The organism is Veillonella sp. ICM51a (assembly GCF_000524355.1).
GTDB classification, from domain to species: domain Bacteria; phylum Bacillota; class Negativicutes; order Veillonellales; family Veillonellaceae; genus Veillonella; species Veillonella atypica.
This window is the reverse complement of record NZ_JAPX01000019.1, coordinates 33744-48762: the sequence shown is the minus strand read 5'-3', so window position 1 is coordinate 48762 and position 15019 is coordinate 33744. Positions and strand designations below refer to the sequence as shown.

General features: G+C 33.2%; 17 protein-coding genes and 1 pseudogene. 15 read left to right on the top strand and 3 right to left on the bottom strand.

The annotated features are described in order from the left end of the window. The 6 genes from HMPREF1504_RS02920 to HMPREF1504_RS02895 all read left to right on the top strand — a co-directional run. A partial coding sequence (locus tag HMPREF1504_RS02920) for an IS30 family transposase (protein ID WP_038123285.1) occupies window positions 1–268 on the top strand: 268 nt, incomplete at its 5' end. A 90-nt stretch (window positions 269–358) separates the two neighbouring features. Continuing rightward, window positions 359–664 (top strand): hypothetical protein, encoded by a 306-nt coding sequence (locus HMPREF1504_RS02915; RefSeq protein WP_038123283.1) that lies wholly within the window; start codon window positions 359–361, stop codon window positions 662–664. 431 nt (window positions 665–1095) lie between these two features. Continuing rightward, the gene (locus tag HMPREF1504_RS10525) at window positions 1096–1467 is read left to right on the top strand and encodes a hypothetical protein (RefSeq protein WP_232203317.1); all 372 of its coding nucleotides are present in this window, start codon (window positions 1096–1098) and stop codon (window positions 1465–1467) included. Between the two features lie 16 nt (window positions 1468–1483). Further along, the gene (locus tag HMPREF1504_RS02905) at window positions 1484–1963 is read left to right on the top strand and encodes a pyridoxamine 5'-phosphate oxidase family protein (RefSeq protein ID WP_038123280.1); all 480 of its coding nucleotides are present in this window, start codon (window positions 1484–1486) and stop codon (window positions 1961–1963) included. Window positions 1964–2344: 381 nt separating this feature from the next. Beyond that, a complete protein-coding gene (locus tag HMPREF1504_RS02900) occupies window positions 2345–3925 on the top strand; it encodes a YadA-like family protein (protein ID WP_038123277.1) in 1581 nt (526 codons plus the stop codon). Between the two features lie 200 nt (window positions 3926–4125). Next, the gene (locus HMPREF1504_RS02895) at window positions 4126–4842 is read left to right on the top strand and encodes an ADP-ribosylglycohydrolase family protein (RefSeq protein WP_232203316.1); all 717 of its coding nucleotides are present in this window, start codon (window positions 4126–4128) and stop codon (window positions 4840–4842) included. Between the two features lie 207 nt (window positions 4843–5049). Here the strand turns inward: HMPREF1504_RS02895 and HMPREF1504_RS10520 are convergent, their stop codons facing one another. Beyond that, window positions 5050–5964 (bottom strand): IS3 family transposase, encoded by a 915-nt coding sequence (locus HMPREF1504_RS10520; protein WP_232203315.1) that lies wholly within the window; start codon window positions 5962–5964, stop codon window positions 5050–5052. After that, window positions 5946–6491, bottom strand: coding sequence for a transposase (locus HMPREF1504_RS10515; protein WP_051411664.1), 546 nt, complete (start codon window positions 6489–6491; stop codon window positions 5946–5948). The genes HMPREF1504_RS10520 and HMPREF1504_RS10515 overlap by 19 nt, the downstream gene beginning before the upstream one ends. Before the next feature lie 220 nt (window positions 6492–6711). Between HMPREF1504_RS10515 and HMPREF1504_RS02880 the strand changes: the two genes are divergently transcribed. Genes HMPREF1504_RS02880 through HMPREF1504_RS02870 form a run of 3 tightly spaced genes read left to right on the top strand, consistent with a single transcriptional unit; the run spans window position 6712 to window position 9655 of the window. After that, window positions 6712–6924 carry a helix-turn-helix transcriptional regulator gene (locus tag HMPREF1504_RS02880; protein WP_036754116.1) on the top strand — a complete coding sequence of 71 codons (213 nt, stop codon included), beginning with the start codon at window positions 6712–6714 and terminating at the stop codon, window positions 6922–6924. Between the two features lie 20 nt (window positions 6925–6944). Next, the gene (locus HMPREF1504_RS02875; RefSeq protein WP_038123272.1) at window positions 6945–7973 is read left to right on the top strand and encodes a DUF4297 domain-containing protein; all 1029 of its coding nucleotides are present in this window, start codon (window positions 6945–6947) and stop codon (window positions 7971–7973) included. After that, entirely contained in the window at window positions 7973–9655 is a 1683-nt protein-coding gene (locus HMPREF1504_RS02870) for a hypothetical protein (RefSeq protein ID WP_038123270.1), read from the top strand. The genes HMPREF1504_RS02875 and HMPREF1504_RS02870 overlap by 1 nt, the downstream gene beginning before the upstream one ends. Before the next feature lie 26 nt (window positions 9656–9681). On the opposite strand, the pseudogene HMPREF1504_RS10200 reads toward HMPREF1504_RS02870, so the two are convergent. After that, window positions 9682–9852: pseudogene (locus HMPREF1504_RS10200) on the bottom strand (endonuclease); the annotation flags it as partial. Window positions 9853–10013: 161 nt separating this feature from the next. Here HMPREF1504_RS10200 and HMPREF1504_RS02865 point away from each other — a divergent pair. From HMPREF1504_RS02865 to HMPREF1504_RS02840, 6 genes are read left to right on the top strand one after another with little or no spacing between them, the layout of a single operon-like run. Then, on the top strand, window positions 10014–11075 hold the full coding sequence (locus HMPREF1504_RS02865; protein ID WP_038123268.1) for an ankyrin repeat domain-containing protein: 1062 nt from the start codon (window positions 10014–10016) through the stop codon (window positions 11073–11075). A gap of 28 nt (window positions 11076–11103) precedes the next feature. Next, on the top strand, window positions 11104–11523 hold the full coding sequence (locus tag HMPREF1504_RS02860; RefSeq protein ID WP_038123264.1) for a hypothetical protein: 420 nt from the start codon (window positions 11104–11106) through the stop codon (window positions 11521–11523). After that, the gene (locus HMPREF1504_RS02855) at window positions 11516–11875 is read left to right on the top strand and encodes a hypothetical protein (protein WP_038123262.1); all 360 of its coding nucleotides are present in this window, start codon (window positions 11516–11518) and stop codon (window positions 11873–11875) included. The genes HMPREF1504_RS02860 and HMPREF1504_RS02855 overlap by 8 nt, the downstream gene beginning before the upstream one ends. Window positions 11876–11923: 48 nt before the next feature. Then, a complete protein-coding gene (locus HMPREF1504_RS02850) occupies window positions 11924–12394 on the top strand; it encodes a hypothetical protein (RefSeq protein ID WP_038123260.1) in 471 nt (156 codons plus the stop codon). A gap of 30 nt (window positions 12395–12424) precedes the next feature. Next, window positions 12425–13939, top strand: coding sequence for an SMI1/KNR4 family protein (locus tag HMPREF1504_RS02845; protein ID WP_038123257.1), 1515 nt, complete (start codon window positions 12425–12427; stop codon window positions 13937–13939). A gap of 56 nt (window positions 13940–13995) precedes the next feature. Continuing rightward, window positions 13996–15018: a DMP19 family protein gene (locus HMPREF1504_RS02840; RefSeq protein WP_038123256.1), complete on the top strand. Its 1023-nt coding sequence runs from the start codon at window positions 13996–13998 to the stop codon at window positions 15016–15018. The last annotated feature ends 1 nt before the right edge of the window (window position 15019 follow it).

Genomic DNA, 15019 nt, shown 5'->3' with positions numbered 1-15019 from the left:
TGAAACAATAACTCCAGATAGAGGGAAAGAGTTTTCTAAACATGCAGAAATTAGTCAGAAGTTGAATTTAGTAGAATTTTATTTTCCATTTCCACATCATCCTTGGCAAAGAGGAACAAACGAAAACACCAATGGATTGCTTAGAGAATATTTCCCGAAAACTGTGGATATTAATCAATCAGATAGCTATGTTGAAGCACCGCGCAAATGCTTAAATTGGAAAACTCCATACGAGGTTTATCATTCAGTAGAGTTGCATTTGACTTGACAATTCAAGAGATAAAATTATGCTGGATATAGGGGAGAGAAAGATTGATATCATCCTTTTATAGGTATTGGGAGCGTAGAGCAAGCCAGTATGAAGGATTGGCATTATTATAGAGATCCATTACGGGTTTATAGTCCAGATTTTGATATCTTAATTTCTTACTTTAATCAAGTGTATCCTATTATAGATGCATCAGATAATACTGAAAGAGATAGATTTGATGTATGCTTTGATAATTGGATTAAGAAAGATTACTGGATTAAAATAATTCATAATATTGAAGTTGATTTTATAAACCTTAGTAAAGAAGAGCAAGAGTTTTTAAACACATTTATTGCTTGGATAAAGGAAACACTTCAATATACTTCTGTTATAGTTGTTGAGGGAAATCTTTAAAAATCAAAACAGTATTTTAATAACATAATCAATAAAGATAAGTTAAGATATAAATTAATTGATTTTAGCCCTTTGCTTTTGCGAAGGGCTTTTACAATATAATCATATATAAATATAATATAATTAGTATAAGTAGTTAAATTATATTGAATTAGGTATATGGTGTGGGACTAATTTTAGATATTGATAAAATAATGTACCAATTGAGTAGATGGAGACCAATATTTCATTCAGAAGCAGATTTTCAGTTTAGCTTAGCCTGGATGATTAAAGAACAATATCCAAATTGTGATATTTGACTAGAGTTTGTACCTGAATTTAATCCTAATTTACATCTTGATATTCTTGTTATATTAGATGGTAAATGGATTCCTATTGAGCTTAAATATACGACAAGAAAATTTATTAAAACTATAAATGATGAAGTGTATGTGTTGAAGGAGCAGGGTGCTAAGGACCAAGGTTGTTATAACTACTTAAAAGATATAATGCGTATAGAAGAATTTAGGGATAAGAGTAATAACTTTATTGAAGGTTATACAATTAAGATAACTAGTGAGATATCTTATCTAAAGGCTCCGACAAAAGTAAATTGTACATACGCCAAATTTTCTATTGAGGAGGGTTCTATAAAAACTGGGTGTATGAATTGGGCCGCTAATACAGGAAAAGGAACAATGCGTGGAATGGAAGCATCTATAGTATTAACTGGGATATATCCTATAAATTGGAAAGAATATTCTAAAGTTGATAATACTAATAGTGGTACTTTTATGTATCTTGTAAATAGGATAATTAAATAAAATTAGGAGATATATTATGTTTAAACCTATGCGTAAAAAAATAAATGAAATAGACCATAGTGCTGCAGAAGCTTTATTACAATCTAATCGTCGAGGTATTTTAGCCATGAACGGCGATAATGGGTACCCTTATGCTATTCCTATTAATTATTTTTATGATTGTGTAGGACAGAAGATTTACTTTCATGGAGCTAAAGCTGGTCATAAAGTAGAGTCATTGAAAACTTCAGATAAGGAATGTTTTACTGTATATGGTAATGATCGTATTGATGAATCTGAATCCTGGGCGCCGTATGTACAAAGTGTAGTCGTATTTGGAAGATGTCGTTTGCTAGAGGCAGGTTCAGAATCTATAGATCGATTAAAAGAATTTGCTATGAAATATTATCCTAGTGAGCAGCTTGTAGACAAAGAGATTGCTCATGCTGGTAGAGCAGTTCAAATGTTTGAAATCACCATTGAACATATGAGTGGTAAACAAGTACAAGAGAAATAATAGATTAGCTCTTCGCTTATGCGGACCTAAAAGGGAATGGAACTAAAATGTATTGTCTATGTGTCCTGTAACCTAGCTACTATGGCACGAGATGTTGAAATACATATAATAAACCTCTAGTTAGTGAAACTTAAAGTTTCATTGACTAGAGGTTGCTTTTTTATAACACTACCAAATAAAATATTATGAATACTAGTTATATGATTATAAGTAATGCTAATTATATAAAAAATGAAAATAATTTATAATTAATCTATATTATAGCCTTTTTTTGAATAAAAATTATTCAGAAATGATCTGTGTATTGTGTATATCTAGAAAGGAGTCAGTTTTGTAAGTATTTTTGGTAAGTAGTTTTGTATATTCATAGAGAGAAAAGAAATGAGTAAAGTACAAATGATGTTAACTGGTAAGATAAATTCCCATAAATGTAATCCTAAGAACGTAAAGCGCCTTAGTACCGCAGTAACTGCTTGTGTATTTGCATTAACATTAGGGACGGTTATGGTATTAAGCACATCTAGTGCAAATGCAGCCGGTCAAGTAATTGGTGGTTATACGGCTGGTAACCAAGCGTTAGGCGACGGTAGTGTCGTTGTCAGTGGTGGTAAGGATAAGGCACCTAACTTAGCAGAAGGTGAAAATAGTGCAGTCCTTGGGGGAACAAAAAATATGACCGAAGGCCCTTATACCGCTATTGTAGGGGGCTTTCAAAATATTGTTCACGAAGAGATTAAAAATGGGGTCATTCTTGGTGGTACAAAAAATCAGATTGAAGCAGTAGGAACCTTAGTAGGAAATTATGCCACAATCAGCGGCGGGGAGGATAATATTGCGTATGGTGAGTCCTCATCTATTTCAGGTGGTAATTCTAATGGTACATATGGATTACATAGTTCCATCGCCGGTGGTCGTGGCAATAATGCAGCTGGTGAAATTGGTTCTGTTATTGGCGGTTCTCAAAATAATGCAGATGGAAAAGGAAGTACACTTGCGGGCGGTTTAGGAAATACCGGGGTTGGTATGTGGTCTTCCGTATTTGGGGGCAGTAAAAATGAAGCAGTAGGTACTGGCGCATCCATCCTTGGCGGTGGCGGTCGTGAATTTACAGGTCGTAAATTTGTAACTCATAAAAACATTGCCAATGGCGAATATAGTACCATTGTTGGATCTCGTGATGCTATGACCGTAGGCAATGGTAGTACGGTTGTGGGTGGTTCGAATGGAATGACACTTGGTCTTGCGTCTACCTCTGTAGGCGGTGGTTTTACAGGTTCTAAGGCCGAGAACAGTTTGGCGTTAGGTCATAAGGCAGGTACTACTGTCAAATATGGCACTGCTATTGGTTATGAAAGCGTAGCCACCGAAGAAGGAACTATTGCATTTGGTCATGATGCAGGTGATGTTTCTGGTTACACAGTAAAATATCCAGATAAAGAAATCACCACACACTTAGGTTATAAAAAGACTGTGCCAGATTATGATAAAGAGCCTACAGTAACACCTACTACATATTCAGATGCTAAATATAATCGCTTGGTGAAAGTAGCCGATGGTGTCGATGCACATGATGCAGCAACAGTAGGTCAATTAGAATCTGCTATAAGCCAAGTTCAATCGGTAGGATCGAATTTAGAAACTACAGTTAATAAGGCAACAGCCTCAAGTTATGCATTAGCTGCATTACAACCAAATTTCTCTGAAGGAGAAACTGGATTAGGTGTAGCTGTAGGATTTGGTCATTATCATGGCAAAACAGCTACTGCATTAGGCGCTTACTATCGCCCAAGCCGAAATGTACAATTTAATGTAGGTACTGTGGTAGGCAATGGTAACCAAGGCTTTAATGGTGGGCTTAGCTTTAAAGTAGGACCTGAATCTAAATCAAATACAACATCCACCGATGAAAGAATTGCTCAATTAGAAAAACGTATTCAAGAATTAGAGCGTTCAAAGAAATAATTCTATATACATTAAAGATTAAATAAGGATTATATAAATAGAGCCCTTTGCTTGTGCAAAGGGCTTTTACTATACACTCATACTTATAAATGTAATATAATTAAACTAAATGGATAGTATTGGCGGAACATTTATGTATATAGTTAATACGATAAAAATTAGCTAAATAATAAATTCAACAAATTCAGGGAGGGATTAACATGTTAGGAGCAATCATTGGTGATATAGTTGGTTCACGATTCGAATTTAATAATATTAGACGGAAGGACTTTGATTTCTTTACAGATCAATGTGTGTTAACTGATGATAGTATCATGACACTTGCTGTAGCAAAGGCCATTCTTATGAGCCAACCAAATTACAGAAATCTTTCAAAAAATGCAGTGGAATGTATGCAGACGATTGGGAGATGCTATTCAGGTTATGGATATGGCGATCGGTTCTATAGATGGATTTTTGCAGAGAATCCAAAGCCATATAATAGTTATGGTAATGGTTCTGCTATGAGAGTTAGTGCTGCTGGATTTGCAACACATAGTTTGGACGAAGCAAAGCTTCTTTCTAAATTAGTTACTGAGGTTACTCATAACCATCCAGAAGGCATGAAAGGTGCAGAGGCGACAGCAGTTGCCATATACTTAGCTAAAACTGGTAAAGATATACAAGAAATCAGAGATTATATTAATCAGCATTATTACACCATGGATTTCACATTGGATGAAATCAGAGATACCTATAGGTTTAATGAAAGTTGTCAAGGAACTGTACCACAAGCATTGCAAGCTTTTTTTGAATCCACTGATTTTGAAGATGCCATTCGCAATGCCATCTCAGTAGGTGGCGACAGTGATACTGTTGCTGCTATTTGTGGTGGTGTAGCTCAGGCCTATTATGGTATTCCAACAGACATTAGATAACAGGCTCTGTCGTTTTTAGATACTAAACTGCTAGGTATATTGACGTCCTTTGAAGAAAAGTATATGCCTACTATATAATTCTTGATTCAATAATGATGCCCCATATATACGTATAATAAAGAAACCTATGTCATAATGGCGTTTGTAGTGATCCCAAAAAGTTAGACTTTTATTTCCGAGTAACCTAAACTGGTTGCTCGGAATTTTTTATGCTGCAGTAGTAGCTAAACAATAGTCAATTGGACTTAGCCAGTTCAATCTTTTCTTAATTCGTTTAGTATTGTAATACATAATATAGTTTTCAATCGCCTCTTTTAACTCATCATAGCTTTGAAAAGTATTGCCATAATACATCTCTTGTTTTAAGATAGCAAAGAAATTTTCCATTGGTGAATTGTCAAGACAATTACCTCTTCCAGACATACTTTGGAATATATTATGCACTTTTAAATTATATTGATACATTTTCATTTGGTAAGCCCAGACACGGTCAGAATGAAATGTCCGCCCATACTTAGCATCGGCAGTCTTTTCAATCGCTTGTTGTTGTGCTGAAAGTATGGACTCAGCCGATGGTGTAGGACTTATACTAAAACTAATAATTTCAAGATTATATAAATCCATAAATGGATCTAAGTATAGTTTTCCAACTTTCAAAGCACCGTTTGCATCTAGTTCATAATACTTAAATTCAGTTGTATCTGTAGTAATTTTTTGATGTGGTTGATTACAATGGAATCTACGCTTAATGCGATTAGGTGCAATCCGTCCTTTAACGCCTTTATATGAGTTATATTTTCGGCTCTTACGGGAAAATGCTATTACTTGTAGATTAAACTTTTGCATAATTCGTTGCAATCGTTTCTTATTAATAACAATACCTCGTGATTGTAACAAGGGTAACAACCTTCTATATCCATAGTTGGGATGGTCATTACGAATATCTTCAATAGCTATTCGAATTTGTAGATCTGGATCTACTCGGTCAAAGTGCTGTTGCCAGTACATATATGTTGCTTTTGGAAAACATAAGGCAGCAAGAATCTCAGTTAGTTTGAATTCTCTTCGGAGACTGCTAATGATTCTTGCTGCTCTTTCATTTTTCAAGCGTCCTCGATGCACAATCTCCTCAATTCTTTTAAATAGGCATTCTCTATTTGGGCATAGCGTAATTGTTTTTCTAATTCTAAAATACGAGCTTGCTCTGGTGTTAATTCTTTTTTCTTCTTTTGGTTACGAGATTTAGTATGTGTGCTAATCTTTGCTTTTTCATCTGTTCGACTCATAGTAGGTATTCGTTCTTTCGGTCGCTCGACAAAAGCATTGGCCCCATATTTCATAAAATCCGATTTCCAACGAGCTATTAATGGAGGATTATTTAGACCATATTGAAATGCAATTTGCCGATATGATAATTCACTAGTTAAGTATGACTCTACCACAGCTAACTTAAATTCTGAAGTATATCTTGTATTAATTCGCTTTCGACACAAACTATCTTTACCAAATTCTTTAAATGCACTAATCCAACGACAAACTTGCGATGCATCCTTTACAACGTATTTCTTAGCTAAAGAGCTATATCCATCCTCACTATTTAGATATGCAGTAACGACTTTTAATTTAAATATAAAGCTATATTTTGCCATAGAAAAACCGACCTCCTTAATGTTAAGATTTTTGGTCTAACATTAAGGGGTCGGCTCAGCAAGTAAAGAAGCTGAGAGATAAATATATGGTCGGTGTAATCTTAGGTCTGCACGGCTCTTTTTAATTTACAAGAGTTCGATTAAAGAGAATATATTTATGAAAAAAGTATATTTTGAAGTATAATATACTAAATATAGTTTTCTTGAACGGAGGATAAGAATGAGAATTTTCAGTTATAAAAGATTGTTCAAAAAACTGATTGATTTAGATATGACAAACAATGAATTGATGGAAAAAGCAAAAGTAAGTAAAAGTACATTCTATAAAATGAAGAATGGGCAAAATGTGACTACGGATGTTTTGCTTAGGATTTGCAATGCTTTGGATTGTGATATTGAGGAAATAGTGGAGTGTATAAGAATTGATAAATAGATTTTGAAAGGAGGTTAATTATGGATAAAGAAAAGTACTACATGAACTTACCAAAAGATTTATCTGGAAGCATTGCTAAAAATCGCTTTAGATTAGAATTATTATGGGGAATTAGTAAAATAATAGATGAACATAAAGCAAACAATGAATATACGATAATTTTTGATTTTAAATGTGATATCGAACTGCATAAAGATGATGAATTGAATTTTTACCAAATCAAGACGAAAAAAAGTGGTAATTATAATTCGAATAACTTATGTAAGAAAGGCAATAATGAGAATAATTCTATTTTAGGAAAATTATATGCTTTATATTCACCAAATTACAATATAAAATTAGCAATTGTATGTAATAAACAACTTAAAATCAATAATAAGGAAATTGATTTTCCTGAGCAATGTTTTGGAGATTTAGATCAGGATGTACTTGATGGTGTTAGGGAAAAGTTGTGTACAGAATTAAATTTAAACACTGTGTGTTTAGATAATGTATTTTATATATTTGATAACATGGATTTATTAAATCCAGAGGATTCTATTAGAGGAAAATTAGTAAAATCTTTCGTTGATATTAAAGGCGAAGAACCTCAAAATCCGAATGCATTATATAGACTGGTCTTTGATTCTGTTAAAGAAAAAGCTTCTTATGAATTTGATTCCGGTACTTATGAAGATGTTGTAAAAAATAAAGGTATTACAAGAAGTGAATTTGATAAAATGTTAAATGCACATAAAAAGGAATCTAAAAATGGAATCAATGAAACACAGGAGTATATAAATAACCTGTCATTAGCTAAGCGAAGAAGATATAATACAGCACTGGGTAATATACTTGAAACTCAGCAAAGTAAGTCTTTACGATTAATAAAGATAAAAATTTATAATTATATTAAGGAACATGAAGACTCATTAGACGATATTGAAAGTTATTTAAAAGAAATATCAAAATTATTTGATGACGATTTTGATGTGGAATTTACTGATGATATGAAATCAGTTCAATACATAATGATTTACTATATGTATGCTTCAGGAGGAATTTTATAATGAATGTTATATTTGACAAAATATATATATTTGATGTTGTAAAAAAAGAGGCTTATTCAACAGAATTTAAAAAAGGAGTTAATATTATTACATCGAGTGATATAGATGGAACAGATAGAGGAAAATCAGTTTTATTAAGAAGCTTATACCATGCTTTGGGTGCGGATTCTCACTTTGACTCGAAATGGGGAGAAAAAGATAAGGTCTATATTTTATTTTTCAAGGTGGATGATAAAGATTTTTCGATTTATAGATCTCAAAAATTATTTAAAATATTTAATGCAAAAGGTGATATTATTTTTACTACTATTCATAGATGTGAATTAGCAGATTTTTTTGGCAATTTATTTAATTTTTCTATATGGTTGCCGCAAAAAAATACAAATCAATTAGTAATAGCACCACCTGCATATAGTTTTTTACTGAACTTTTTAGATCAAGATGAATACATCGGTACAAAATTTAATTCGTTTAAAAGTCTTGCTCAGTTCAGTAATTTTAAACTTAATGTTATTTACTCACATTTGGGCATTTACAATAAAGAATATTTCGAATTTGTGAAACAAAAAGAAGAATTAGAACTTGAAATTAAAAGTAAGAAAGAAGAAATAGAAGAACTAATTAAAATGAAAGACAGAACCAATTTAATTTTGGATGGTTTTTCATGTCCGGAAACAAGCCGTGCCTTAGAAAATGAGCTTAATATAGAAACTCAAAAATATTCATCGCTGATTAATGAAATGAATTCAGTAAGGAATAAGCTTGTTGACTTGAGAAATCAATTAGTTGAACAGAATGTCACTTTATCTCAAATATCTAAATTTGAGGCAAAAGAAGAAAAGGAAATAAAAACTATTTTAAAATCGAAAGTTTGTCCTGAATGTCATTCTGTTTTAGATTCGACTTTGGAACTAAGGAGTAAGAGGTATAATCATATTAATAATGCTCTTAGTCTGAAAGATGCAATAAAAACAGAAAATGCCCATATTGAAGATGAAATACTTAAAAATGAGGAAATATATTCAAACTTGACTTTGACGTTGGAGGAGCATAATAAAAAGATTTGTAAAAACAAAAAGGAAATCAAAGACTATATCAAGTTCAGAGGACTAAATAAACTAATCGATGAAATTAATAATGATTTGACTATTAATAGCAGAATTATCGACAGCACAAAGGAGGCTCTAAAACCACTAAAGAAAGAATTTAAAAGTGTTAAAGATAAAATGAAATCTGTTGATGAAAATTACTATTATTTGATTGATAAATTAAAAATAAGATTCAATTTAAATGAGTTGGAAGCTGATAGTTACGAACAACTATCTAAAAATTTTTGTGCAAGTGGAAGCAACAAACCATTATCAACTGTTATATGGTATCTAACACTCAATGATTTAAAACAGAAATTTAATCCTGAAGGAACAACATTTCCAATGGTTTTTGATAGCCCTAATAATGCGGAGACAGACCAAGAGAAGAAACAGGCATTAGTCGAGTATATTATGGAATCATCAGATCAATTTAGCCAGTTAATTGTTTCGGCAATAGGATTTTCAGAAAAAGATTATGTCATTAATTCGAATATAAATATAAAAGTTTTAGAAAATGAAAAATATAGCTTACTAAATAATGAGATGTATGTTCAGAATTATGAGCTTTTACAATGTATGAATGATGCTTAATATAGTAGGGGTTAATAAGGAGCTGGTTATCTCTCCATTTCCTTACCCATATAAATTCCATAATTTTTTCGTATTTTGTAAAGCTCGTCCATCGTGGTTTTTGAGGACGAATACTCTTGCATGAGGGGATTCTTCTTTTCTTGCAATTTATCAAGTCTGTCTAAAATATCCTTTGAATTTGGCAGCTTTTGAACCGACCTCTTAATGTTAGACCCAAATCTTAACGTTAAGGAGGTCGGTTCAGTCTCTTACTTCGGTAAGAGGCTTTTTCTATATCAAAAGTTACAATAAATTTAGTATAATTAAACTATGAATCATCAGTATACATATAAGGTCGTATTATAAGGGAGAGACACATATGATACATCTTAAGGATTTAGGCACTTTTGAATCTGCACCAGATTTAGTGACAGATATTATAAATGGAAATATAACAGCACTTGAAAGAGCATTACAAGGTGGTTGGGATATAGATGAGCCTATACAAATTAGTAAATATAGTGAGTATTCACCTCTACAATTAGCGTTAGTAATGGAATGTTTGCCAAGTGTAAAATGGTTGGTCGAACATGGCGCAGATTTAAATGATGAAGAAAATCCAACTTTCTTGTTAGCTGTACGGTATGCTGACCAAAAGGTAATAGATTATGTTGTGGCTCATGGTGCTAACATTCATGCTTTGAACTCTGTGAACGTAGATGCCTTTCAAGCTGCCTTATATGGCAAGAAATATGAGAACTTACAACTGATTCATGACTTAGGCCATACAGTACAAAAATATGGCGGACGAGCTTTCAGAAATGGCATTACAGATGAAAATTATGAGGTCCTAGATTTCTTTATTAATAATGGTGTGGATATTAATTACAACAAGCCTGATTCTGTGTATCCATTTAAGCCAACCCCACTCTGTGTAGCAGCTCGGTATGTGGATTTACTGATGTGTAAATATTTGGTAGAACATGGTGCTGATGTAACCATCACAGAAAAGGATGGTATGCGTCCCTATAGTATTGCTATTGAAAAAGGTGATATGGAAATGGCTGAGTATTTTAAAAATTTAGAGCCTGCTGAGTACCATGATAAACAGAATAAAATGGATCAATTAAAACCGTTTAAACTACCAAAGGGACTAGTATCATTTTTAGAGGGAGATAATCTTTGCTTTGAATTGCCAGACTCAGATTTTATTTCTATAGAGTTCTTACCTTTACTTGATACAGTTCCATTTAAATGGGGTCGTCGTAAACTATTACGTTTATCTAAAGAGCTAGGTGAGTACAACGATTATCAAATTGTATGGGACCCTAAATCTAAAAAGATTTCCTGTTATGATATGGAACATCAAGAACTACGAGAGCTCTGTAAATTTGATGAGTTTATAGAGGATATGGCAGGGCAATTAGAAACTTTGTTTTAATGGATATCGTAAAGGAGAGGCGATACATATGATAGATACATTTGAGAAAACATATACGGATTGGTCCATTGATGTAGGTGAGTACAAATATGAAGGTATTACACTGAATGAAGTTGAACAAAATTTGTATGCTATTGAGGACCAAGAGCAAGACTTTGTAGTTATTTCTCCATCAAAGGCAATCTCCATAGATAATAAATTATATAACTTTGTACAGGTTTGTAGTGATCAAGATACCGATTTATTACATATAGAAATTAGTGTTACTGCTATAGACGAAGAAGGTGCCATCATATATGGTAAGAATGAACTAGGCCACCAAGAGGTGTTACAGATCATAGAAGATTTTATTGCACATCATAAGGTTCCAACATTAGATGATTGGGAAATCGTGCTAGATTTAAGACCTAAGATGGAAAGCTATGTAAAGGATAGTGAAAATGATTAATGAGATAATATATGATGAACGGTTAAGGCAATATACATTTACCTATGAAGGCATGCAATTTTGTTGGGATGAGAAGCCAACAGATGCTAATGTAGATACTGCTAAATTATTAGCTACTAATTATCATAAGAATATAGATTCCATTGTTACTTTCATTCATAACGAAATCCAGGATTGGTATGGCGATGTCACTATTGATGAAGTGAAAATACGGATAGGTATGCCTATTATTGAGCCAGAGCGAGATGCTGTGACCTATTGTGAGCAAACATTTGATGATACGCACATCTTTTCCTTTACGTTTTGGGATGATGAATTCAAAGATTTACATTACTTTGCCATAGATGGATAATATATTCTCTAATGATTTAGTTACTACCAATAGCATGCGGAGTCTATTATGTTATATACACCGAATAACCTTTTGTATAAGTATATTCGCTATCGATTTAGACGGATTCAGATTCAATGTAATATGGTATACAATGTAACACCAGAGGAAGAAGATGAGATTTGCCGTAATTTATTAAAAAAGAGAGCGAAGGTATTAATTCCTGTTGGCATAGTATATGGTTTGATATTTGCCCTTACTTTCACTTGGCTATTAGGCACAAGTGAGGAATTGAACCCATTAATGCAATGGGAAGTAAGAGTTATTGACTATGTTATACCATTTTTAAATACTATTGATTTTAAGTGGTATGCGTATTCACTGAATTTATTGTGGGCAGCCCTTATATTGGCCCCTGTCGGGATTATTAACGTATCTCCTTATATCATTTTTTCCTATATTATAGATACCATTTTGATACGACGCGAGGTGAAAGCTTTAATAAAAAAATATTCCATTGATCAAATAAAATGTGGTTAGATTATATCTATTTGTTTAGGAGAGAGTATTATGAGTCATCTAAAAGATTTCAATTGGACTGGATTTTGGAAAGACACCGATTATGCATTTGAGTCCTATATAGGTAGAGAGGTTACCGATGAGGATATTAAGAATGCTGAAGCTGAGCTAGGCTATACATTGCCTACAGCATATATTGAACTACTTAAAAACCATAATGGTGGTGTAGTAAAGAAAAATTGTTTTATTAACGATGATGACGATTGTGTATATATAACAGGAATATATGGCATCGATAGAGATAAAAAATACTCTCTTTTAGGTGAGATGGGTAATGAGTTTTGGATTTCAAAAGTAAAATATCCTCCTATCGGTGTCATTGTAGCCGATACAATTTCCGGCGGTCACGACATGATTTTCCTTGATTATCGTGAGTGTGGTCCTACCGGTGAGCCTAAGGTTGTACGTGTAGATCAAGAATGTGATTATTCAATTACTCTGTTAGCAGATAACTTTGGTGACTTTATTAAGAACTTATATTTCAGTATAGAAGACATTACGGATGAAGAGTTTCAAGAATTAAGTGATGTGGAAAAGGTTAAGCTCCTTAATGAACAAGAGGGCATCGATTTCAAGCGTGCGATGGAGTTATTAACTAACATAGGCATTGATAATTTGTCTCCTATACTATTAAGTGCCTTAGGACGTATGTATAACAATAATGGCCGCGCAGCAGAGGCTATCGAGTTATTTGAACGTATCGATGAGGCACATCGCGATTGGTCTTGGTATTATCGTTGTGGCTATGCTCATGGGATGCTAGGGTATGGTAAAAGCTATGAATCTGAACATGTACAGAAGGCATTACAATTAATAGAAACAGGCATAAAAATGACGAAAGAAGCCCATTTAGATAAACAACTTGGTTGGTGCTGTGAAGTAGTAAAATATCACCTATTTAAAATCAAGCCGAAACAGTACAAGGAGGATTATCCTGTGATATTTGAAACCATTAAGAATGTATTTGATAAGAAAAACAGTCAAGATGCTACAGAAGGTAAAGATGTCGAAGACGTTAATGAATGCGATGAAGATAACTATCCTACATATGATATAGTGCATTGGATATTTAACAAACATACGTATAGTAGAGATGAGTTTTCAAAAGAATATAATAAAATTGTAGAAAAATATGTAGATGATGATCAAACAGATGACGATGATAGATTAGAAGAACCTGAAATTCTAGTAACCTATGAAGCTTGGATTGAAAGTGAAGCCCAACTTTTTGATAATGAACGTGTTACCGATGAAGAATTGCTGGAAGAAGATAAAGAAGATGGCATGTGGCAGGTAGAAATTATGGCTCATCTTGTGGCGGATAATGGTACATATTTTACTAGAGAAGAATTACTCTTTAAATTGCATAATTTAATGGCTAATAAAGAACTTGGTGATCACGTATTCTTTGAAGGCATCGAATACGAAGGACATGAATGTGAAGGGTATGGTCTCATAGATAACGAAGACGGTATACCTGTATTCTATATTGTTTGTGGTAGCTAGCTTCTAGATAATGTTTATTTTAAGACTATATATGAAATATGACAGGATGTGACATAATGGGATTAACGGTTGAACAATTTAAAGCATTTTCTGATGCGGAGCAATTACAAACTATTAAAGAGCTTAATAATTCTGGGAATGTAGAAACTATTATTAATATATTAACTGATATGGGCATGGAAAATTTATCCGTACCTCTATTAGGTGAGCTTGGTCGAGCTTATAACAATAATAGCAATGAAAAAGAGGCTATTAAGGTATTAGAATCTATTGATGAAGAGTATCGTGATGCGGTGTGGTATTATCGCTGTGCCTATGCGTATGGAGCCCTTGTCTTGGATAATAGTGACGGGTACACATCGAATACTATGCAACAGATGCTAAGATTAGTAGATAAAGGTGTACGTTTAGCTACGGAAGCGAAACTAGATGATATAAAATTGTACTGTTTTGAAGTCATTGATATGTGCTATTTGCAAATGGATTTTGAAACATGTGAATCTGATTATCCTGACTTGTGTTCTGCTTATAATGAATACGTAGCAGAGAAAAAGAAGAAACGTAAAGGTGTACCTCGTCATCGCACTATCACGGTTCAAGAAATCATGGCTACAGACGATGTATGGACCATTAATGAACCCATGTATTGGACCATCAATATATATGGATCTTATGATGATTATATAGAATCCGCAAAACCTTTTACCTTAGAACAACGCTATCTTAATGCTATATCTTGGTACTTCGCAGAGGTTAATAATGGTGGTCATCATCAATTCTTCTATAACTCTACCGGTATTGTATGGGAAGATGCTCTAGCCGGTTTACGTCTCTTTAAGATGGATGAACTAGCAGATAACTTACAATCCGTAATCGAGTACTTTGGTGGTTCCGTACCATTTGATAGAGAAGAACGATGGAACATTCTAAAAAATTGGGAAAATGAGGATGAACTGTTCGATTTCCTTGATAAAAAAGATGATGTGGTGTATGAATATGATGGAATCTATGAAGATACATTCGTACATGAACATCCTGAATTGTTTGTATTTGATGGGACCTATAAGGTTCCAGAATAAA

Bases quoted from the DNA above. Each gene is read 5' to 3' on its own strand.
- HMPREF1504_RS02895 (WP_232203316.1), top strand. From the start codon at position 4,126: ATGTTAGGAGCAATCATTGGTGATATAGTTGGTTCACGATTCGAATTT.
- HMPREF1504_RS02860 (WP_038123264.1), top strand. From the start codon at position 11,104: ATGATAGATACATTTGAGAAAACATATACGGATTGGTCCATTGATGTA.
- HMPREF1504_RS02865 (WP_038123268.1), top strand. From the start codon at position 10,014: ATGATACATCTTAAGGATTTAGGCACTTTTGAATCTGCACCAGATTTA.
- HMPREF1504_RS02900 (WP_038123277.1), top strand. From the start codon at position 2,345: ATGAGTAAAGTACAAATGATGTTAACTGGTAAGATAAATTCCCATAAA.
- HMPREF1504_RS02880 (WP_036754116.1), top strand. From the start codon at position 6,712: ATGAGAATTTTCAGTTATAAAAGATTGTTCAAAAAACTGATTGATTTA.
- HMPREF1504_RS02840 (WP_038123256.1), top strand. From the start codon at position 13,996: ATGGGATTAACGGTTGAACAATTTAAAGCATTTTCTGATGCGGAGCAA.
- HMPREF1504_RS10515 (WP_051411664.1), bottom strand. From the start codon at position 6,491: ATGGCAAAATATAGCTTTATATTTAAATTAAAAGTCGTTACTGCATAT.
- HMPREF1504_RS02875 (WP_038123272.1), top strand. From the start codon at position 6,945: ATGGATAAAGAAAAGTACTACATGAACTTACCAAAAGATTTATCTGGA.
- HMPREF1504_RS02915 (WP_038123283.1), top strand. From the start codon at position 359: ATGAAGGATTGGCATTATTATAGAGATCCATTACGGGTTTATAGTCCA.
- HMPREF1504_RS02905 (WP_038123280.1), top strand. From the start codon at position 1,484: ATGTTTAAACCTATGCGTAAAAAAATAAATGAAATAGACCATAGTGCT.
- HMPREF1504_RS02870 (WP_038123270.1), top strand. From the start codon at position 7,973: ATGAATGTTATATTTGACAAAATATATATATTTGATGTTGTAAAAAAA.
- HMPREF1504_RS02845 (WP_038123257.1), top strand. From the start codon at position 12,425: ATGAGTCATCTAAAAGATTTCAATTGGACTGGATTTTGGAAAGACACC.
- HMPREF1504_RS02855 (WP_038123262.1), top strand. From the start codon at position 11,516: ATGATTAATGAGATAATATATGATGAACGGTTAAGGCAATATACATTT.
- HMPREF1504_RS02850 (WP_038123260.1), top strand. From the start codon at position 11,924: ATGTTATATACACCGAATAACCTTTTGTATAAGTATATTCGCTATCGA.